At 33.4% G+C, this 19,821-nt stretch carries 21 protein-coding genes; 3 read left to right on the top strand and 18 right to left on the bottom strand.

Annotated features, from left to right (window positions below; genetic code table 11):
- Positions 1-114: 114 nt before the first annotated feature.
- Entirely contained in the window at positions 115-1,224 is a 1,110-nt protein-coding gene (gene rsgA, locus KDK92_RS13560; RefSeq protein ID WP_250859847.1) for a ribosome small subunit-dependent GTPase A, read from the bottom strand.
- 578 nt (positions 1,225-1,802) lie between these two features.
- Here rsgA and KDK92_RS13555 point away from each other — a divergent pair.
- Together KDK92_RS13555 and KDK92_RS13550 are read left to right on the top strand one after the other, a co-directional pair.
- Complete coding sequence (locus KDK92_RS13555; RefSeq protein WP_250859846.1) at positions 1,803-2,606, top strand: TrmB family transcriptional regulator; 804 nt, start codon at positions 1,803-1,805, stop codon at positions 2,604-2,606.
- 7 nt (positions 2,607-2,613) lie between these two features.
- Positions 2,614-3,951 carry an MATE family efflux transporter gene (locus tag KDK92_RS13550; protein ID WP_250859845.1) on the top strand — a complete coding sequence of 446 codons (1,338 nt, stop codon included), beginning with the start codon at positions 2,614-2,616 and terminating at the stop codon, positions 3,949-3,951.
- Between the two features lie 80 nt (positions 3,952-4,031).
- Here KDK92_RS13550 and KDK92_RS13545 read toward each other — a convergent pair whose 3' ends face one another.
- The 6 genes from KDK92_RS13545 to KDK92_RS13520 form a co-directional block, all read right to left on the bottom strand.
- Positions 4,032-4,676: a GNAT family N-acetyltransferase gene (locus KDK92_RS13545; RefSeq protein ID WP_250859844.1), complete on the bottom strand. Its 645-nt coding sequence runs from the start codon at positions 4,674-4,676 to the stop codon at positions 4,032-4,034.
- A 304-nt stretch (positions 4,677-4,980) separates the two neighbouring features.
- Positions 4,981-5,562 carry a serine/threonine protein kinase gene (locus tag KDK92_RS13540; RefSeq protein WP_250859843.1) on the bottom strand — a complete coding sequence of 194 codons (582 nt, stop codon included), beginning with the start codon at positions 5,560-5,562 and terminating at the stop codon, positions 4,981-4,983.
- Positions 5,563-5,784: 222 nt separating this feature from the next.
- The gene (selB, locus tag KDK92_RS13535) at positions 5,785-7,692 is read right to left on the bottom strand and encodes a selenocysteine-specific translation elongation factor (protein WP_250859842.1); all 1,908 of its coding nucleotides are present in this window, start codon (positions 7,690-7,692) and stop codon (positions 5,785-5,787) included.
- 10 nt (positions 7,693-7,702) lie between these two features.
- On the bottom strand, positions 7,703-9,085 hold the full coding sequence (gene selA, locus KDK92_RS13530; RefSeq protein ID WP_250859841.1) for an L-seryl-tRNA(Sec) selenium transferase: 1,383 nt from the start codon (positions 9,083-9,085) through the stop codon (positions 7,703-7,705).
- A gap of 17 nt (positions 9,086-9,102) precedes the next feature.
- Positions 9,103-10,134, bottom strand: coding sequence for a selenide, water dikinase SelD (selD, locus tag KDK92_RS13525; protein ID WP_250859840.1), 1,032 nt, complete (start codon positions 10,132-10,134; stop codon positions 9,103-9,105).
- A 77-nt stretch (positions 10,135-10,211) separates the two neighbouring features.
- On the bottom strand, positions 10,212-10,922 hold the full coding sequence (locus tag KDK92_RS13520) for a helix-hairpin-helix domain-containing protein (protein WP_250859839.1): 711 nt from the start codon (positions 10,920-10,922) through the stop codon (positions 10,212-10,214).
- A 243-nt stretch (positions 10,923-11,165) separates the two neighbouring features.
- On the opposite strand from KDK92_RS13520, the gene KDK92_RS13515 reads away from it, so the two are divergent.
- A complete protein-coding gene (locus tag KDK92_RS13515) occupies positions 11,166-12,461 on the top strand; it encodes a D-alanyl-D-alanine carboxypeptidase family protein (protein WP_250859838.1) in 1,296 nt (431 codons plus the stop codon).
- Positions 12,462-12,514: 53 nt separating this feature from the next.
- Here the strand turns inward: KDK92_RS13515 and KDK92_RS13510 are convergent, their stop codons facing one another.
- From KDK92_RS13510 to rplU, 11 genes are all read right to left on the bottom strand, one after another.
- Complete coding sequence (locus KDK92_RS13510; protein ID WP_250859837.1) at positions 12,515-13,408, bottom strand: RluA family pseudouridine synthase; 894 nt, start codon at positions 13,406-13,408, stop codon at positions 12,515-12,517.
- 19 nt (positions 13,409-13,427) lie between these two features.
- Positions 13,428-13,841, bottom strand: coding sequence for a tetratricopeptide repeat protein (locus tag KDK92_RS13505; RefSeq protein ID WP_250859836.1), 414 nt, complete (start codon positions 13,839-13,841; stop codon positions 13,428-13,430).
- Positions 13,842-13,988: 147 nt separating this feature from the next.
- A complete protein-coding gene (locus KDK92_RS13500; protein WP_250859835.1) occupies positions 13,989-14,372 on the bottom strand; it encodes a RidA family protein in 384 nt (127 codons plus the stop codon).
- Between the two features lie 44 nt (positions 14,373-14,416).
- Positions 14,417-15,739, bottom strand: a complete 1,323-nt coding sequence (locus tag KDK92_RS13495) for an LCP family protein (protein ID WP_250859834.1) — start codon at positions 15,737-15,739, stop codon at positions 14,417-14,419.
- A 1-nt stretch (position 15,740) separates the two neighbouring features.
- A complete protein-coding gene (gene yqeK / locus KDK92_RS13490) occupies positions 15,741-16,319 on the bottom strand; it encodes a bis(5'-nucleosyl)-tetraphosphatase (symmetrical) YqeK (RefSeq protein ID WP_250859833.1) in 579 nt (192 codons plus the stop codon).
- Positions 16,320-16,323: 4 nt separating this feature from the next.
- On the bottom strand, positions 16,324-16,935 hold the full coding sequence (gene nadD / locus KDK92_RS13485; protein ID WP_250859832.1) for a nicotinate-nucleotide adenylyltransferase: 612 nt from the start codon (positions 16,933-16,935) through the stop codon (positions 16,324-16,326).
- 107 nt (positions 16,936-17,042) lie between these two features.
- Complete coding sequence (gene yhbY / locus KDK92_RS13480) at positions 17,043-17,333, bottom strand: ribosome assembly RNA-binding protein YhbY (protein WP_250859831.1); 291 nt, start codon at positions 17,331-17,333, stop codon at positions 17,043-17,045.
- Positions 17,334-17,366: 33 nt separating this feature from the next.
- Positions 17,367-18,644, bottom strand: coding sequence for a GTPase ObgE (gene obgE, locus KDK92_RS13475; protein WP_250859830.1), 1,278 nt, complete (start codon positions 18,642-18,644; stop codon positions 17,367-17,369).
- A gap of 154 nt (positions 18,645-18,798) precedes the next feature.
- Positions 18,799-19,095, bottom strand: coding sequence for a 50S ribosomal protein L27 (gene rpmA, locus KDK92_RS13470; RefSeq protein WP_250859829.1), 297 nt, complete (start codon positions 19,093-19,095; stop codon positions 18,799-18,801).
- Positions 19,082-19,429 carry a ribosomal-processing cysteine protease Prp gene (locus tag KDK92_RS13465; RefSeq protein WP_250859828.1) on the bottom strand — a complete coding sequence of 116 codons (348 nt, stop codon included), beginning with the start codon at positions 19,427-19,429 and terminating at the stop codon, positions 19,082-19,084. The genes rpmA and KDK92_RS13465 overlap by 14 nt, the downstream gene beginning before the upstream one ends.
- Positions 19,430-19,434: 5 nt before the next feature.
- The gene (rplU, locus tag KDK92_RS13460) at positions 19,435-19,746 is read right to left on the bottom strand and encodes a 50S ribosomal protein L21 (protein WP_250859827.1); all 312 of its coding nucleotides are present in this window, start codon (positions 19,744-19,746) and stop codon (positions 19,435-19,437) included.
- Between the last annotated feature and the right edge of the window lie 75 nt (positions 19,747-19,821).

Here is a 19,821-nt window from a genome sequence, read left to right as displayed (position 1 = left end):
TTCTAATAATTTAACCACATAAACATAATAATATATACACAATGAAGATAGATTTGCCCATATACAAATCTATCCTCTGTAATAGTTGATTATGCTTATCTATCTTATTATCAACTATAGATTCTTAGCCTTCTTTATCACTTTAAGATACATTCTCTCTTTTTCAGAATAAGCCTTTCTATCACCAATTCTTCCCTGTAGATACCCTACTTCTATCTGCATTATCTTATAGTTTTCATATCTCTCATAATCTAGAGTCCCCTCTTTTAAAGCCGTCTTTATTGCACATCCAGGTTCTGTATTATGTGAGCAGTTATTGAATTTACACTGACTCTCAAGCTCTGTTATATCTTCAAATATCTCATCTAGTGCTTCATTCTCACTCCACACCTGTAGCTCTCTCATACCAGGAGTATCTATTACTATTCCTCCTGTAGGAATTAATAGTAATTCTCTCCATGTTGTTGTATGTCTTCCCTTGCTATCACTCTCTCTAACTGCACCAGTCAACAATTGTTCTTCTTGTAATAAACAATTTATTATTGTAGATTTACCTACACCTGATGATCCAAATAATCCAACTGTAATTCCATCCCCTACATATTCTCTTAGCGCTTCAATCCCATCTTTATTCAATGCACTAATACAATGAATTTCAACACCTGTTGCTATTTCTTCCACTTGCTCCAATTTCTCTGCAAGATTATCACACATATCTATCTTATTTAGAACTATTACAGGTGTTGCTCCACTATTCCATGCCACCAGGATATATCTCTCTAACCTCCTAAGATTGAAGTTTTGATCAAGTGCCATAACAATAAATACAACATCAATATTTGCAGCAACAACCTGCTCCTCACTACTTCCTCCAAATGTCATCTTTCTTCCGTTTACATCCTTAACTTTTCTACCACCTGAAACTGGCACTTTCCTTGAAAAGCTACTTTTTCTTGGTAAAAGGTCATATATTACCCCTTCTTCCCCATTGTTTATAGGCTTAATAACCACCCAATCACCAACAGCAGGGAAATCACTTATACTATTTGCATTATATCTAAGCTTACCTGCTACCTTTGCAGCGCACTCGCCTGCTTCATGCTGAACTATATATCTCCCTTTTTCTTCTCTAATAACCCTTCCAGGTATATAATCCTCTTTCTTTACATTATTAAATGCTTCCTCAAATTTTTCATTCCATCCTAATCTATTTAAATACATCATCTCTGATACCTCTCTCTTTTTTGATTTTGTTTTTTCTCATATTACTTTAAATTCTATGAATTTTATGTATTCAGATTTAACAAAATAGATATACCCTACATATTTGCGCAGCAAAAAAAGACATAGAACCTACTATGTCTTTAAATTTAAGTATTATAAAAAGACATAGCTCCACCCATGTCTTACCATCTATATTCAATATTATTTTTTCACACAATAAATAAAAATAATAAATATATTATGATATTCCATAGGTATCAATATTTAGTTTTATTCTTTTGGTTTTAACTGGAATTCTATCTAACATAGACTTCATATTGATCCCTCCTTTTCATATATTTATTACTTTCTTCTACTTCATTATATTGGTATGTTTTTGAAATGTCAATAAATAATTACTTTTATTGGAATTTTTTTATTTAAAACAAATAGTAAAAATTCTAGTTTCTAAGTTTTATATAAATTATTGACTCAGAAAAATCCTCATGATAATATAGTAGTACATTATGAACTACTACATATTAAAATAATTATAAACATGAATTAAACTTAAATCTTATATAGAAAAGAGGAAACCTATGGATAACTTAATAAACAAATTAGAAAAATTAAATTTCACTAAAACAGAGAGCAAGGTTTATCTATCCTTATTAAAACACGGAGATATGAGCGGATACCAAATAGGGAAAGTACTAGGACTCTCCAGATCTTCTGTATATTCTGCACTAGATACTCTCTATGCAAAAGGGGCAATCACATTATTACCTGGCGATGCTAAGATTTACTCCCCTCGTAATCCCAATGATCTTATTGAGAATATCAAGGATGATTTCAACAATTCTGCAAATCAACTCATGGATGACCTTAAAAACATTCAACTAAAAGAAATTAATGAAGGATATATGAATATAAAAGGAAAGAAAAATATTGTATCTAAAATGAGTGAGATGATAAAGAAATCCACCAAAGAGATTTATATGAACACTGACTTTGACGTTGAATTGTTCAAAAATGATCTTGCTGAGGCAATTAACCGAGGTGTGAGAGTTGTGATATTTTCCTTCTCAGCACTTAACTTTGAAAGAATCCCCCTTGAGTTCTATAGTCATGGAATCAGGGTATGTGAGTGTGGTGCTAACACAAGATTGATGTTGGTTATTGATTATGAGGAAGTGTTGATTGCTAGTAAAGGAATTGATGAAGATTATATAGGAACATTCAGTTTCAATAAACTATTAGTTCAAATAACATCAGAACACATACATCATGATATCTACCTTATGAAGCTGAAAGAAAAATACGGCGAAGATTTATTTGATGAAAGTATTGTATTAAATACATTAATGGAAAAGGAGAATTCTTTTGATGACACACACCAATAAAGACTTTATGAAAAAATTAACCTATATTGCTATACCAATAACAATTCAAAGTATTATTCAAAGTTCCCTCAGTATGATAGATCAGCTTATGGTTGGTCAACTTGGAGAAACTGCAATTAACGCAGTAGGTTTTGGTACCAAATTATCTTTTATATTTATACTGGCTTTAGCGGGAATTACCTCTTCAACATCAATATATGCGTCACAATTCTGGGGTGGTGGAGATAAGAAGAAAATAGGTAGTGTCCTAGGTATGACCCTAACAACTGCTAGTATACTTGCACTTATAACAATTATATTATCCATTGTATTCCCACATTTTATAATGGGTCTGTTCATAAAAGATACTGCCGTTATAGCACTAGGTGCAGATTACATGAGAATAATTTCTCTAGGTCTAATTCCTCTTTTTATTGTTAATTCTTTTGCATCAGTACTCAGAAGTTGTGGAGATGCGAAAACTCCTATGATTACAGGATTTATTTCAGTAATTATGAATACCCTTTTAAATTTCATTCTGATATTTGGTATTGGTGGAATAACAGGAATGGGAGTAAAAGGTGCAGCAATAGCAACTACTATCAGTAGATTTGTGGAATGTGTCTTAATACTATACTTATTCCATAAAAAGAACTTATTACAATTAAAAGTACTGGACTATTTTAAATTCAACAAGAAACTTGTATCATTATTTACCATAACAATGCTCCCACTTCTTTTCAATGAAGCATTATGGGCAATTGGTGATTCAGTATTCTCAGCAATATATGGTAGCATAGGTGGAATACAGACAGCTGCGATGATGTCTACATTCCCAATTCAGGGGCTATCCTTTGGACTTATGTCTGGTATTGGCGCTGCATCTGGAATTATGATTGGTAACCTTCTTGGAGAAGGAATGAATGATGAAGCTTACTTATATGGTAAAAATTTTATAAAGCTTGGAATTATGTTCTCAATTATTATTGGAATTATAGTGTCACTTTTCGGTCCATATTATATAGAACTTATGAAAATAAGTCCTGAAGCAAAAGAATACGCTCTGAAAATTCTTAATATCTTTGCACTTGTTCTATGGATTAAAGTATCTAATATGATAATAGCTGGTGGAATCCTACGAAGTGGTGGTAATACAAAGATAATACTAGTTCTGGAGATGATAGGTATGTGGTGTATCGGGGTCCCAGTAGGTATTGCTGTCTCTACTTATACTAACCTTCCAATCCAATGGGTATATTTCTTTATTTCATTTGAAGAACTCTTTAGAATGCTAGTTGGACTAAAACTCTTCTCAAAAAGAAGTTGGATGAGCAATATGAATGCTTCCTTAGAAGACGCTATGTAATTATAGATAGGATTCCAAAAGGCATATGAATAATTTCATATGCCTTCCCCTTTTTTTCTCTTAGCTTTTCATCAACTATACTATTCTAAATTCAAATACCATATAAGCATAACTTCATTGTCATCTTCTCCATAATATCCATATTCGTTTAACTCTCCAAGCATTGCCCCTTGTTTAGCATAAAATTTGCATGCAGGAACATTATTGTTCTGTGTTTCAATCTTTATCTGTCTGCAATTACGTTCTTTTGCCCAATCAATAATATGTGAGAATAGTTTACTCCCTATTCCCATTGACTTGTATTCTGGATCAATTCTTAGATCCCATAATACAGTAAGATCTTTTCTACCACTTAACATATTAACTCCTTCAGTGTCATATACAAGTGTTGCACCACCAATTGGCTTGTCATTATCATATGCAATAAAAAAGCCCCAATTACTTATATCAAATTGTTCTTCCCATTTAAGAGGCTTTTCATATATTCCTAAATCTTTTATGTACTCATCAACTTTTACTTCATTAAGAAGAATACCACCTATTCCTCCATTAACCTTATTTAACTCATATATTGATGTAACTTTTAACCACATAGGTATCTGTACATACTCACCTAACTGTTCTTTTGTCACTTCTTTAATATTAATATTCATCTGATTAACCACACTCCATCCGCTTGCTTTTAAAGCAGCTAGCGTTACTATGACAATTTTTTTACTAGTCACTAGTCCTATACAACATCTTCTAAAAAAAGAGAGCTATCTCTACTAAATTACTCTCCAGATACACTCTTAATACTTGTTCACAATTCTCATAACTCCATAATAACTCACCTTAAAATAACTTTATAATATTATACCATATTTACATTTTATTGCATCATTATTTAACCTCGTAACTTTTTCAATATCTTCATAAAAAAGAAAGCTGTCCCTCCATATAAATATCAAAAACGCACTGTCAGAACTACCTGTTCCACAGTACGTTATATATAAAATGCCAACAGGCATTATTTTCCTATTAAACTCTCTATTTACTGAATTTAAACCTAGTTCCCATTGTCACATAATCATATTCGAATGTGTAACATTCTAACCAATATCTTGCTATATTAGGATCCATCTCAACAAGCACCTTCAAGAAATCATCAAGTTGCCCCCTTCTTTCTAGAGCTCTTAGGAGTTTATATGGAGCATTCACTACTTTAGTATAGCTCTTTCTCGGATCTATTATCATTACAGAGTAATCTTCTTGCACAAATATATGCTTACTACCTGTATCAATACGCGTGAACCCTAACTTTATAAATTCAAACATCAATAATATTAAATTACGTGCTAATTTCTCGTTTATCTTATATTTCTCAAGATACTCCCTGAGTTCTATTCCTCCAACAAATTCTCTAAGCACCACATTTTTATTAAGAACATAAGCCTTTGGGAAAAAAACACTTCCCTCACACTTCTTTAATATATCATATTCATGAAAAGCCTTTTCAGAATTCTTAAATATCTTGAGGGCCTTATTGTCAGGTGTTAAAAGTACCTGTCCCTCGTATCCTTCCCCTAGATATTTGCATTTCTCTAGATCATATCCCAAACAGAAAGCCACTCTAAATTCACCTCAAATTAGTCCTATAATTCATTGTATTAGAAAAAGGAGAATATGTGAAAACTTTTTCACATTCTCCTCAGGGGGTTGAAAAAGCCCAATCTCGGCGTCACTATGGCTCTCTGCGCTGCTCAAGTGTCATTAATCTGGTCATGCCCCTGCTTCGTTCGCCTAGTTCCTTGACCTTGGACTCTTTCACACATTCTCATTTTGTAGTGTTATCTACCAAAGTATTCTCTCGTTCTCTCTTCGCTTTGTCACTTTCATTGCATCTAGTTTTTCAAGAATTGCAATCACATATTTTCTACTTGTATCAAGTAGTTCTCTACTCTCTCCAGCTGATACACTTCCATTCTTATTGATAAAATCAATAATCATACTCTTAGCATCTTCAAACTGTTTCTTAGTGAAATAAATATCCTCAGCACATTTCACAAGTTCGCCCTGATCTATAAGAAGTTCAAATACCCTCTTGAATGCTTTTTTATCCTTAAATAAAGCTTCAAGTTCCTTCTCCTTAGGAGCAGTGTACTTACCCTTAATGTACTCATCTATTATTCTATCTTTTATCTTCTTCTCATCTTGAGAAAGAACAATCTCAAAGGTCGCTAGAGCTACATACTCTCCTTTTACACTTATCACTTGATTCTCTTCAATTATTGATAATATCTCATCATATTGTTTCTGCTTCAGTCCCTTTGAGAAAACTTTACTCTTAATCTCTTCTCTCATTGCACCAACCTTAAGAGGATTATTCTTGTGGTATACCTCAAGAATCTTACTTATCTCCTCCTCTTTGTCTTTCAAGAAACTTCTATGAAGAAATGCAGCAGTGTTCAATGAAGTTAATTTAATAACCTTACCTTCCTCAATAAGATTCTGAAGAGCATTAGTTACATCTTCCTCATTTTTACCAAGAGACTTAACAATCTCTTTCTCACTTGGGTATTCCCCACTCATATTCTTAAGTGCATTCTCGATTAAATCATCAAGTTTTCCTTCTTCTTTAACCTTAAGTTCATCTATATAATCATCTTTGAATCTCTTAGATTTACTTGCAACAGGTTCTATTACACTTCCGCCCCCTATTGTATGCATAGGTGAGTAACTTCTAATAACCAATCTATCATTTCTCTGACAAGTTATATGTTCCTCAAGTCTTAATTGAACATAAGCACTCTCTCCAGGTTTAATCTCTTCTTTATCAAGAATAACCACTCTACCAAGTATCTCACTTGTTCCTTGGTACACTCTAACCCTCTGACGATTCTCAAGAGGTTTCTTCATGCTTTTTAGATAGTAAAAGTTCATATCAACCATCATAGATGATTCTAGCATATCAGTCTCTGCAAGAAGAGATCCTCTTCCTACATCATCCTTTTTAACATTAGCAAGGTTAATTGCACATCTCTGCCCAGCCTCACCAATCTTAGCATCCGCTCCATGAACCTGAATTCCTCTTACCTTAGCCTTTGTTCTACTAGGGTATATCTCCATCTCATCTCCAACATGAACAGATCCACTGATTATTGTACCAGTTACCACGGTACCAAATCCACTAACAGAGAATGCTCTATCAACTGGAAGTCTGAAGTGCCCTTGACTATCCTTAGCTTCTGACTCCTCTGTTAATTTATCCACCTCAGCAATAAGTTCATCTATTCCTTCTTTAGTTTTAGATGAAACGCCTATCATCTTAGCATCTTCAAGGAAGGTTCCTGCGAACTGATCCTTTATATCTTCTTTAATCATTTCAAACCAGTCTTCATCAACAAGATCTTTCTTTGTTAAAACTATGATTCCTTTCTTCACATTAAGAATCTGTAGAATCTCAAGATGTTCCTTTGTCTGAGGCATTATCCCCTCATCAGCTGCAATAACCAACATTACAACATCAATTCCGCTCACACCTGCAAGCATATTCTTTATGAACTTCTCATGTCCTGGAACATCAATTATCCCCGCTCTTCTTCCTGATGGAAGATCAAAGAACGTGAATCCAAGGTTTATGGATATTCCTCTCTTCTTCTCTTCATGAAGAGTATCTGTTTCGGCACCTGTAAGAGCCTTAATCAAAGTTGTCTTACCATGATCTATATGTCCAGCTGTACCAACAACTATATGTTTCATACTCTTCCTCCTATCCTATCTCTTTAAAAGCATCCTCAATAAATTTAAACTCGTCTTCTTTTATAGTTCTAAGATCCATGATTACACTATCACCACTTACTCTTACAACCACAGGCGTTTCGCATTCACGTAATTTTTTTTCAATTAACGCGGGCTTCATCTCATATCCTTTTACCTTAATTACGAAAGACTTTATTCTCTCAGTAGGCATAGACCCTCCACCAACCATTGAGAAATCCATCTCCACATTAAAGTCAAATTTATCTGTAGCTTTTACCAGCTTTCTTTTTAACTTATATGCTTTCTTCTTTATTTCTTCACTATTCATTAATATCATATTTAGAGAAGGTATATTTTTTATAGCATCACTCTCATCAAGATAATGTTTTAATGTACCCTCTAGTGCGGCAAGAGTCATCTTATCAATTCTTAGAGCCCTCGTTAACTGGTTCTTCTTCATCATATCTATATACTTCTTCTTACCAGCTATTATTCCCGCCTGTGGTCCTCCTAGCATCTTATCTCCACTGAATGTAACCACATCTATACCTTTCTTTATACTCTCTTGAACTGTTGGTTCATACACAAAACCATATTTTGTGTAGTCAACAAGAACACCACTTCCTATATCCTCAACCACTGGTATAGAGTGTTTCTCTCCAAGTCCAACCATCTCCTCGATGGATACCTCCTCAGTAAAACCCAGTATCTTGAAGTTTGAAGTATGTATCTTAAGCAATACTCCTGTGTTTTCATTTATAACATCCTCATAATCATAATCATGAGTTCTATTTGTTGTTCCAACCTCAATCAGCTTTGCATTTGAGAACCTCATAACCTCTGGAATCCTAAATGATCCACCTATTTCCACAAGCTGTCCTCTTGAAACTATGGCCTCTTTTTCTTTACATAATGTATTTAAAACAAGCATAACAGCCGCAGCATTGTTATTTACCACCATAGCTGCTTCAGCACCTGTAATCTTCGTTATGAGTTCCTCGATATGACTATATCTTGACCCTCTTTTACCTTTTTCCACATCATATTCAAGATTGCTATAATTTGATGCAGCGTTAATTACATTCGTCATAGCCTGTTTACTCAAAAGAGATCTTCCCAAGTTCGTATGTATCACTGTACCTGTTGCGTTGATTATTCTTCTTAGGTTAGTTGAATTCTTTCTTTTTATTTTCTTCAAAGCTATTGAAAGAACATCATCACCTTCGAGCTTTTCTCTATCTCCACTTAGTATTTCACTTCTCACTTGTTCGATAGCTTCTCTTACACTTTCAACAACAATTGGTCTCATGACCTCTTCAAGTAATTTTTTTATCTCTTTACTATCAAGGAGCTCGTCAACCTTAGGTAAGTTTCTTAATAGTTCTCTGTTCATAATATCACCTTCAAAAGTTATTTTGCTCTAATATATTTACCATCAAACTCAACAACATCTCCAATTATAGCTGCCTCAATGTTGCTCTCTTGGAATTTTTTCATCATGTTATATGCTTCCTCTTTACTTGCAGATACAAGTAGTCCACCTGATGTTTGGGGGTCAAACAGTAAATCCTGTTTCCAATCTTCAAGTTCATGGAACTCATATTTTCCCTTTAGATATGCCATATTGTTGTATGCCCCTGCAGGTACCATACCCATTTTAGCATATTCTTCAGCCTCTTCAATATATGGTATACCATCAAAATATAGATTCATTGTAACTTTGGATGCTTCAGCCATTTCGCAGCCATGCCCCATAAGTCCGAATCCAGTAATATCTGTACATGCATTAATCTCATGATCAATTATTATCTCAGCTGCATATTTATTTAAAGTAATCATTGTATCAACAGCCTTATCATAAGCTTCCTTAGATGCAAACTCTGCTTTAATAGCGGTATTTACAACTCCTGTTCCTATAGGCTTGGTTAGTATCAATAGATCCCCAGGCTTTGAACCATAATTCTTCAATATTTTATCTGGGTGAACTATTCCCATAACAGATAAACCATATTTAGGTTCATCATCTTCAACAGAGTGCCCACCAATAACAATAGCCCCTGCCTCTTTTACTTTTTCTGCTCCACCTCTAAGTATCTCACCTAAAATATCTATATTTAAACAATTCGGAAAACATACAATATTAAGCGCTACATTGGGTCTACCACCCATAGCATATACATCACTTAATGAATTAGCTGCAGCAATCTGCCCAAATACATATGGATCGTCGACAACTGGAGTAAAAAAATCTAAAGTTTGAATTACAGCCATATCATCATTCAATTTGTAAACAGCCGCATCATCACTTGTTTCTATTCCAACTATCAAATTTTCATCTTCCATAGCAGGAAGTTTATCTAATATCTTTGAAAGGGTCTCCGGCCCTATTTTAGCCGCTCATCCAGATGTCTTGGCAAGTTGAGTTAATCTAATATCTTTCATATAATCCACCTCCATGCTTTTGTAAAGGCATATCTAGATACGCCAAAATCTCTTCATCATACATTGTATATTATAAACTATCTGATGTCTATATAATCTCTTAGTTTCTCGAAGGTTTTCTCTCCGATTCCAGATATATTCTTTAGCTCCTCTACACTCTTGAATCCTCCATTCTTCTCCCTATATTCAACTATACTTACTGCTTTAACTTCTCCAATCCCCGGAATTAACTGTAACCTCTCTATAGAGGCAGTGTTTATATTGATTTTTCTATCTCCACTATGACTAGCTGATTCCTCTGTTGTTGAGTAACTACCTTCTGAATTATATACTGCAATCTCACCATTATCCTCTTCCCCTATGGAAAAAATATAATAATACCCTTCATCTTGAAGCTTCATTGCCTTATTAAGTCCCTTTGTCTCAGCTATTTCCTTCAGTCCTCCTGCAGTTTTTATCAAATTGTCTAATCTTAAATCCTCATCTACAGTATATACCCCAGGCTTTTTAACTGCTCCTTCAATATCAACTGTTATCTTTTTAATATTTCCTTTATTATTAACAACAGTTAAATTTACCTCTCTACTCTCCCCCTCTTTACTTTTGTTATCTTTTAAAATATCTTTTTCAGGTTTATATTCCTCCATAAAATATTTATCTCTTTTTAATGCTTCTACCCTTGGAGATTGCTCTTTAATTAATAAGTATCTTATTACTCCAACAGTTGAAATTACTATAATCATTGATACCAATCCTAAAATTATCTTATCCTTTATTTCAAATCGCATTTAATCACTTCCCCCTAAATTATGTTCTATATTGTATTATTACCATTTTGAACCATTTTATATGGTGTATATTCTATTTCTTAAAGATTTAATATAAGTCAAATTTTACTACTAGCCCAAGGGAATTTTTACAATAAACGCATTTTATTATCGCTAACATATGTTTTTTTTGTTATACTATTATTAACTATATTATTGAGAAGAGATATTCTTCAAAAGGTTATTAGAGGGAGTTAATGTCAAATGATCAAATGGAAACGAAACACTATCATTAAACCTGTAGCTTGTTTCCTGCTTCTATGCTTATCTTTATTTATTTTTCCAACTAAATTTACATACGCTGAGAACCCACCATCTGTTGCAGCAGATTCTGTAGTTCTTTTGGATGCAACGACTGGAGAAGTACTGTATTCTAAAAATATGAATACTGCATATCCACCAGCTTCAACAACCAAAGTTATGACTGCACTTTTAACTCTTGAAAATTGTGATCTAGATGAGATTGTTACTATCCCTAAAAGCGCTGTAGGTATTGAAGGAAGTAAAATATGGATTCTTGAGAATGAACAGATTACTGTAAAAAATCTTCTATTAGCACTTATGTTAGAATCTGCTAATGATTGTGCTGTTGCCCTTGCAATTCATATTGGTGGAAGTGAAGAAGCATTCGTCAAAATGATGAATGACAAAGCCAAAGAACTTGGGCTTAAGAATACTAATTTTGAAAATCCTCATGGTCTTTATAACACTAAACACAAGACATCCGCTTACGATCTAGCACAAATTATGAAAGAGGCAGTTAAATATCCTATGTTTATTGAGATTTCAAAAACTAGAGGAACACAAATACCAGGAACAACTCAAGTTCCTGAAGGACATCCACTTTGGAATAAAAATAAATTAGTTTCAGCTGGAGAATTTTATTATAAGTATATTGAAGCAGGTAAAACAGGTTACACAATACAATCTCAACATTCCTATGTTGCTTCAGCACAGAAGGATGGACAGAGATTGATAGTTGCACTTGTACATGATGAAGTAAAGAATTTTTTTAATGATGCTATTAATTTATTCGACTATGGTTTCGAAAATTTTAAGCTTGAAAAAATTTACTCCGCTGGTGAAACCATTACTACCTATGATGATGATGGTATTTCAATGCCTCTTTTGGCTATGGATGATGTATATATGGTTTTAGACAAAGATTCATCTGCCAAACCTGAATTAACTTTGGCAGACATTGATAAGAATACTGTCTATATCACCGGAGATATGGTTACTACAGGTACCCTGAGAATTGGAGATTCAACAGTAGATGTAACATTACTTGCTGGAAAAGAATACTTTCCACCTACTGTTGAAGTAAAAAGTACTAATATTGATAGAACATATGCAATTGATACAGAAAGTCAAACAAGTTCTCAATATCCAGTTTATCCATTTGTGATAACCATTCTGATTATAATTCTATTAATCATTATTACAAGAATTATTCAGATTAAAAAGAAAGCTCAGAAGAAAAATATATTTTGGAATTAATTTTAAAATCAATAATAAACAAATAAAAAGTTGCCTTGTTTGGCAACTTTTTTCTATAATTTATGATTCTCTATACATTTCGAAATATCTTCTGGAAGCTCACATTCAACCTCTATAATCTCGCCATTATAGGGATGAGGCAGTCTAAGCTTAAATGCATGGAGCGCCTGTCTATCTATGTACTCATCGGCACTTCCATAAAGCTCATCTCCCACTATAGGGTGTCCTAAATAATTCAAATGAACTCTTATTTGATGTGTTCTACCTGTCTCAAGTCTAACCTTTAGAAGAGATACATCTGAAAATTCTTCCACCACCTCATAATGTGTTATGCTTCGAGCCCCCTCAGGGAATACCTCTCGTTTTATAGAATCTTCACTTCTTCTACCAATTGGAGCATCAATTGTTCCTTTCTTCTCTTGGAGTTTTCCTTTTACAAGAGCCATATACTCCTTCACTATCATATTATTCTGCATAGCCGTTGATATCTTCATATGAGCAAATTGGTTCTTTGCAATCATCACAAGACCCGATGTATTCATATCAAGTCTATTTGCCATTCTCACAATACACTCCTCACCATTCTGTTCAAAATGATATTTAACTCCATTTGATAGTGTCCCATATGGATGACTCTTCGTTGGATGTACAACCATGTATGGATCCTTGTTCACAATAAGAACATGCGTATCTTCATATACAACCTTTAGCTCCATCTCTTCTGCAGGTATATTCTGAGTCTCTTCCCTATCAAGTTCAACTTTTACAACATCACCAATGGTAAGAACATTAGCTTTTCTACCAATATCACCATTTATGGTAATCCGCTTCTCAATTGAAGCCTTCTTTATAAATCTTCGAGAGAGTTCAAATCGCTCCTTCAGAAAATTCACAAGCTTATATCCTTCATATTCTTTATGAATAGTTTCTTCTAAGTAATTCTTCATTCTACACCTTCTACTATAATTATTCTTCCTCAATCTTTTGTTCATGTTTTGAATCATCTATATCAATAATTTTATTAATTCGCTCCTCTATTTCATCAACCTTCTCATTCTTACCCCATTTTTTATACACGGACTGTAGATTTCTCAAATCTTCAATAAGAGAAAAATCATATTCGCCTCTTAGTTCTTCCATTATTTTCAAAACCTCAAAGCCACACTTTTCCGCCTCTTCAAAATTACTTAATTTTGTATTGATAACCACAAGATTATAACAAGTTTGAGCCGATTTTATATGCTTTGGTCCAAATACTTTAATAGCTTTATTATATGCAACAGTCGCCTCTTCTAAGGCTTTTTCATAATTATTTTTCTTAAAAAGTTTTCTAGTATGAAATGCCAAATAGAACCATGCAATTTTATCAAATAATTTCACTATAAATCCCCCCAATATCTTTTTACCTACTACCACTAAGTATGTCTAAATTAATTATCTTTAGACTTAATTATATAAGAAAAAAAAAATTTTATCAAATAGAAAACACATAGACTGTTACCAAAGTAACAGTCTCAATTATGTATATTATTCAACTATAGCTATAAACTCCATTTCAACTGGTGCATCTAATGGTAATTTAGCAGCTTGAACGCAAGATCTTGCAGGATAGTTTTCAGTAAAGAACTTTCCGTAAACTTCGTTAATAGCCGCAAAATCATTCATATCTCTAACAAAGACAAGAGATTTCACTACTTTATCTAATGAAGTTCCTGCTTCTTCAAGAATAGCCTTAGCATTCTTTAAACACATTTCTGCAGCCTTTTTAACGTCATCTTTAACTAATTCTTTAGTTTCCATGTCTATTGGAAGCTGTCCTGAAGTATAAACTAAGTTTCCAACCTGAACCGCTTGAGAATATGGTCCTATAGCAGCAGGTGCTTTCTCTGTGTTAATTATTTTCTTTTCCATGTTATTCTACCTCCCTGGTAATAGATAATAATAAATAGGTCTTATTATTTTATCTTAAGTATTATATCAAACTTTTCATCATTTTGCGATAATAAATCATATTTTTCCATCCCTAGTTCATAGACCAAATAATCAATATCATCTGACAATTCCTCAATAAACAACATCTCTGACTCTTCAACCTTACCAACCTCATAAACTACATTGTTATATCCCAATATTTTAAACTTCTCTTTCAAGTCAGGAAGTTGCGTATAATCACTCTCATAAATAACTTTAACCTTCATTTCGTTTCTATTAATATTTTTTATACCCTTTCCATTCAACAATCTTATTAATTCTTGATTTTCATCACTACTAATTATAAATGAATCCTGCTCCACACCTTTTGTAAATTCCCCTTTTAGGGTGTTAAATGTAATATTTTTCTTTTCTATTTCATTAATATCAAGTACGTATCTAGCTATTCCAACAACACTCACATCTGTTGTAACATTTTTCCCTACAGCCTCGGCCACCATCCCAAGTCTCATATAACTCGATGGTTTTTTAAATTCATTCAACATCTCAATCATAAAATTCTGAAAGTGCTCAATTCTACTAATATCATTGTTTGGAAGAGTCCATCCATCGTTATTCATTCTCCATCTTACATATTGAGAAGCCATCTCTCCATCTAATGATATCGTCTCACCCTTAGTAAATCTAATATGTAAATCCTGAAGATTATCATCATATTCCATATCATAAGGTATTTTAATATCAATCTTTCCAATTATATCAACAATTTCTTTAAAAAGCTCAATATCTAATAAAACATAATTATCTACTTTGCATTTAAGGTTTCCTTCTACAGATGTTATAAGATAGTTAATACCACCAAATTTTAATGCATCTCTAACATTAAAATATTGTTCTTCCACTACAACACTCATATCTCTAGGAATTGAAGTTACGTTAACCACTTTTTCATTATAATAATAATTAAGAAGCAGAATACTATCCGCTTCTCTCGTGTTTAAAATTGCATTTTCACTTAAATCTCCTTCATCTATACCAACTAGTAGTATATTAACGAATTCATTATTAAATGTTATTTCTTCTTTATCGGGTGTAATAATCTCTTTAGGCGCTTTATCCACATTCTCATCAATTATTGCAAATTGTTTAGTATCACTTTTTTTGCTAATGGATGCAATCCCTTTTCCTATTAATACACCAAGTACAATCATACATGCAACCATAATAAGAATTATTAATATTGAAAGCACTCTATCTAGAGTAGATCTTTTCTTTTTTTTCTTTCTTCTCTTTCTCGTGCTCGTACCCGTACTCTTTCTTGGTGTTCTATTTTGGTCTTCACTCACTTCATTCCCCCCAATCCATAAGAAAATAATTTCTTGCTAAAATTGTATCATAATCAATAATACCATTGTTATCTACAATGTATTTTATTGTATTATTCATAGCTTTTAATACACTCTCATCTATATTCTTAAAAGCAATCCCTCTTATCTCTTCCACGCCTTCAAAACACCTATTAGGTTCTATGTAATCAGCTATATAGATGATTTTATCAAGAAGTGACATTCTCTCTCTACCTGTGGTATGATACTTTATAGCATTTAATATCTCTGTATCTGTAATACCTAAATCCCGCTCTGCAAGATATGCACTTCCAAATCCATGATATACTTGAGGTTCTGCTTGAAGAATTCTTCTCTTATTCTCATCTTCAAATTTAATTATATCAACGAGCACGTCTCTATGCAAATATTTTCCTACATCGTGCAATAAAGCAGCTATTTCAACTTTTTTTTCATCACATCCATATTCTTTTGCTAATTTGAGCGCAGTTTCCCTAACTCCTTCTGTATGTTTCATTCTCTTATTGGGTAATATTTTTTCAACATATTCTTTAATTTCATTTATATTAATCTCTAACATTTAATCACCTTTCATATTTGTATAAACCTACTGATTTAACAAAATACTCAACCTCTCTAGGCATAAGGTGCCCACAATATCTATCCCCTTTTAACCTATTTCTAATATTAGTTGATGAAATATCCAATCTTGGTATATCAAGCAAAACAATCTCTGTTCCATAGGCTTTCTCTATTTTTTCTTTTCTTTCCATCACTTCATGATTGTTAAACCCACTTCTAACAAGAATAATGACCTTACACTTTTCAAAGATTTTTTCAGGTTTAGCCCATTCATGTATATACATAAGACTATCTAACCCAGCAATAAAATACCACTGAGTGTCCTTATGTGTCTCACTAAAGTATTTCATTGTCTCATATGTATAACTCTTACCTTTCTTCTTTATCTCATAATCACTCACACTGAACTTTTCATTACATTCCACAACCATTCTTGTCATCTCAAGTCTGAGAAGTCCATCAGTAATATTCTTATCAGCTTTATGAGGCGGATCACCACTTGGCATGAAAATAATCTCATCAAGATTAAGTTTTTCAAGTGCTTCATATGCTATATTAATATGCCCGTTGTGTATGGGATCAAATGTCCCTCCAAAAATCGCCTTTCTATACATCGACTTTCTTCCTCTCTATTTATCATATTTCTATTTTATCATAGATTTACGTAAACAAATTACAAAAAAATTAAAAAAGCAAACCTCAGACGGTTTGCTTAATAGTTCTATGGTAATTCTATTTCAGGTTTGTTTTTGCTCTCTCTATATAATACAACTGTATGACCTATGAATTGAACAGTTTCACATCCTGTTTCTTCGCATATGATGCTAGCTGCTTCTTTTGCATCTAAGAAACTATTCTTAAGTATTTTTATCTTTATTAATTCTCTTACCTCTAGAACATCATCTAATTGCTTTATCATCTCGTCTTCCACTCCATTTTTACCAACGTGGAAGATTGGATTCATCGTATTAGCCATTTTTCTTAAATAGGCTCTCTGTTTAGAATTTAACATTTTATTTATCACTCCTAATATTCTTTCATAATTCTACAGAAGATACTCAAATTCAAAGTCTCTAACTCTAACGATATCTTCATCTTGTATTCCCATTTCCTTTAGTTCATCAAAAACACCTTTATTTTTAAGAACTTTATGGAAATATCTTAAAGACTGAGGATCGTGAATATTAACAGCGTCAAGAAGTCTCTCTACAAAAGTTCCTTCTACTACAAATGCACCATCATCAGCTCTGTGAATTTCATACGTGAAATGTTTCTCCTCAGGTACGAATCTTTCCTCAATAGGTATTTCAATCTCTTCAACTGGAATCTCACTAAGCAATCTAGCAGCTTCTTTCATCAGTGCCTCAACACCTTCACCAGTTGCAGCACTTATCTTGAATACCTTCTCAAATCCCATTTCCTTTACAGCTTTTTCAAATTCCTCAAACTTTTCATCTTCAAATAGCATATCAGCTTTATTTGCCGCTACAATCTGTGGTCTATCCCATAACTTCACACTATATTTTTTAAGTTCTTCATTTATCTTCTTAAAATCTTCAATAGGATCTCTTCCTTCAATACCTGAGATATCAACAACGTGAATTAAGGCTCTTGTTCTCTCAATATGTCTAAGGAATTGAATTCCAAGACCAACACCTTCAGCAGCACCCTCAATAATTCCTGGTATATCTGCCATTACAAAACTTTGAGTTCCTGCAGCTTTTACAACGCCAAGGTTTGGTTTTAAAGTAGTAAAGTGATAATTCGCTATCTTTGGTTTAGCTCTAGAAACCATAGATAATAAAGTAGACTTTCCTACATTAGGGAATCCTAACAATCCAACATCAGCTAATAATTTCAATTCAAGAGTTATCCATCTTTCTTCTCCAGGCATACCTGGTTCTGCAAATGATGGTGCCTGTCTAGTAGGAGTAGCAAATTTAGCATTTCCTTTTCCACCTTTACCACCTTTACAAACCATAACTCTATCACCCTTATGTGCAAGGTCAGCCATTATTTTATTTGTCTCAACATCTCTAATAACTGTTCCTAATGGAACTTTAATTATTAAGTCGTCTGAGCTCTTACCATACATCTTACTTTTCGCACCATCTTCGCCTTTTGCAGCCTTATAATTTCTCTTGTATGTAAAGTCTAAAAGAGTTGTAATTTGTGGGTCTACTTCAAGTATAACTGATCCACCATTCCCACCGTCACCACCAGAAGGTCCGCCAAGCACAACGTACTTCTCTCTTCTAAAAGAAATGGCACCATTACCACCATCTCCAGATTTTACAAATACTTTCGCGGTATCTATAAACATATTATATTTCTCCTTGATTTTCCATATTATTCTTACTATTTTATTATTCACTTAATATATATATATTATAACTGGTGAACTCACTTATTATATATGACGTTCAGAAACTATATTTCATATTAAAAAAGCACCCTTTAAAAGGGTGCTTAAGTTCTTAAGCTTCAAGCTCAACTTCCACTGGATAAACACTAGCTCTTTTTTTAGACTTGCCCATTCTTTCGAATTTAACAACTCCGTCAACCTTAGCGAAAAGAGTGTCATCTCCACCTCTTCCAGCATTAATACCTGGATGGATTTTAGTACCTCTTTGTCTAACTAAGATAGTTCCTGCTAGAACGAATTGTCCATCTGCACGTTTAACACCTAATCTCTTAGATTCACTATCACGTCCGTTTTTAGAGCTACCTACACCTTTTTTGTGAGCGAATAACTGAAGGTTAATTCTTAACATTACCTTGCACCTCCTCTTTCACGATGACCTTAATAAAATCACTATAATTTTTTTCAAGGTCTCTAATATTAATCATAAGAGTCTCAAGCAATACTTGGCACTGCTTGACCTCTTCAATAGAGTTTCGTCTTAAGCTTAAACTTAAGAATCCATCCTCTACTTCAATAATCGACTCTATCTTAATTACTTCACTAATTCCATTAGCTATGCTCTGCGCTAATACCGATACAGCACTACAAACAATGTCTTCACCGTGTTCAGCATATCCCGCATGACCATCAATTATGTAGCCAACTATTAAATTTTTTTTGGTAAAAAAATCACATCGAATCATAACTACTAAGCTTCAATCTTTTCGATAACTAACTTAGTGAATGGTTGTCTATGACCATTTTTGTTTCTGTAGTCAAGCTTAGGTCTAAATTTGAAAACTACAACCTTCTTAGCTTTTCCTTGAGCTACAACTTTAGCAGTTACTTTAGCTCCTTCTACTACAGGCTTACCAATTACTAAACCGTCTTCTTTCCCAACAGCTAGTATTTCTTCAAACTCTACAGTTGACTCAACTCCAGCATCTAACTTCTCAACGAAGATAGTATCTCCTTCTTGAACTCTGTATTGCTTACCACCAGTTTTTAAAATTGCGTACATTAAAAGCACCTCCTCTAACCAAGTCTCGTCGCTCGGGTGGTTCACTAGGAACATCTTTTTAATTACCCTACGCGT

Source organism: Oceanirhabdus seepicola, assembly GCF_023684385.1.
Lineage (GTDB): Bacteria > Bacillota > Clostridia > Clostridiales > Clostridiaceae > Oceanirhabdus > Oceanirhabdus seepicola.
The sequence above is the reverse complement of the archived record's forward strand: the minus strand, read 5'-3'. Positions and strand labels throughout refer to the sequence as shown.

What these genes read in the sequence shown, in the direction of transcription:
- obgE (WP_250859830.1), bottom strand. Translation starts at nt 18,644, where the DNA reads ATGTTTATAGATACCGCGAAAGTATTTGTAAAATCTGGAGATGGTGGT.
- yqeK (WP_250859833.1), bottom strand. Translation starts at nt 16,319, where the DNA reads ATGTTAGAGATTAATATAAATGAAATTAAAGAATATGTTGAAAAAATA.
- KDK92_RS13500 (WP_250859835.1), bottom strand. Translation starts at nt 14,372, where the DNA reads ATGGAAAAGAAAATAATTAACACAGAGAAAGCACCTGCTGCTATAGGA.
- KDK92_RS13550 (WP_250859845.1), top strand. Translation starts at nt 2,614, where the DNA reads ATGAAAAAATTAACCTATATTGCTATACCAATAACAATTCAAAGTATT.
- yhbY (WP_250859831.1), bottom strand. Translation starts at nt 17,333, where the DNA reads ATGTTAAATTCTAAACAGAGAGCCTATTTAAGAAAAATGGCTAATACG.
- rsgA (WP_250859847.1), bottom strand. Translation starts at nt 1,224, where the DNA reads ATGATGTATTTAAATAGATTAGGATGGAATGAAAAATTTGAGGAAGCA.
- nadD (WP_250859832.1), bottom strand. Translation starts at nt 16,935, where the DNA reads ATGTATAGAAAGGCGATTTTTGGAGGGACATTTGATCCCATACACAAC.
- selA (WP_250859841.1), bottom strand. Translation starts at nt 9,085, where the DNA reads ATGAACAGAGAACTATTAAGAAACTTACCTAAGGTTGACGAGCTCCTT.
- rplU (WP_250859827.1), bottom strand. Translation starts at nt 19,746, where the DNA reads ATGTACGCAATTTTAAAAACTGGTGGTAAGCAATACAGAGTTCAAGAA.
- KDK92_RS13465 (WP_250859828.1), bottom strand. Translation starts at nt 19,429, where the DNA reads ATGATTCGATGTGATTTTTTTACCAAAAAAAATTTAATAGTTGGCTAC.
- KDK92_RS13555 (WP_250859846.1), top strand. Translation starts at nt 1,803, where the DNA reads ATGGATAACTTAATAAACAAATTAGAAAAATTAAATTTCACTAAAACA.
- KDK92_RS13515 (WP_250859838.1), top strand. Translation starts at nt 11,166, where the DNA reads ATGATCAAATGGAAACGAAACACTATCATTAAACCTGTAGCTTGTTTC.
- KDK92_RS13510 (WP_250859837.1), bottom strand. Translation starts at nt 13,408, where the DNA reads ATGAAGAATTACTTAGAAGAAACTATTCATAAAGAATATGAAGGATAT.
- rpmA (WP_250859829.1), bottom strand. Translation starts at nt 19,095, where the DNA reads ATGTTAAGAATTAACCTTCAGTTATTCGCTCACAAAAAAGGTGTAGGT.
- selB (WP_250859842.1), bottom strand. Translation starts at nt 7,692, where the DNA reads ATGAAACATATAGTTGTTGGTACAGCTGGACATATAGATCATGGTAAG.
- KDK92_RS13520 (WP_250859839.1), bottom strand. Translation starts at nt 10,922, where the DNA reads ATGCGATTTGAAATAAAGGATAAGATAATTTTAGGATTGGTATCAATG.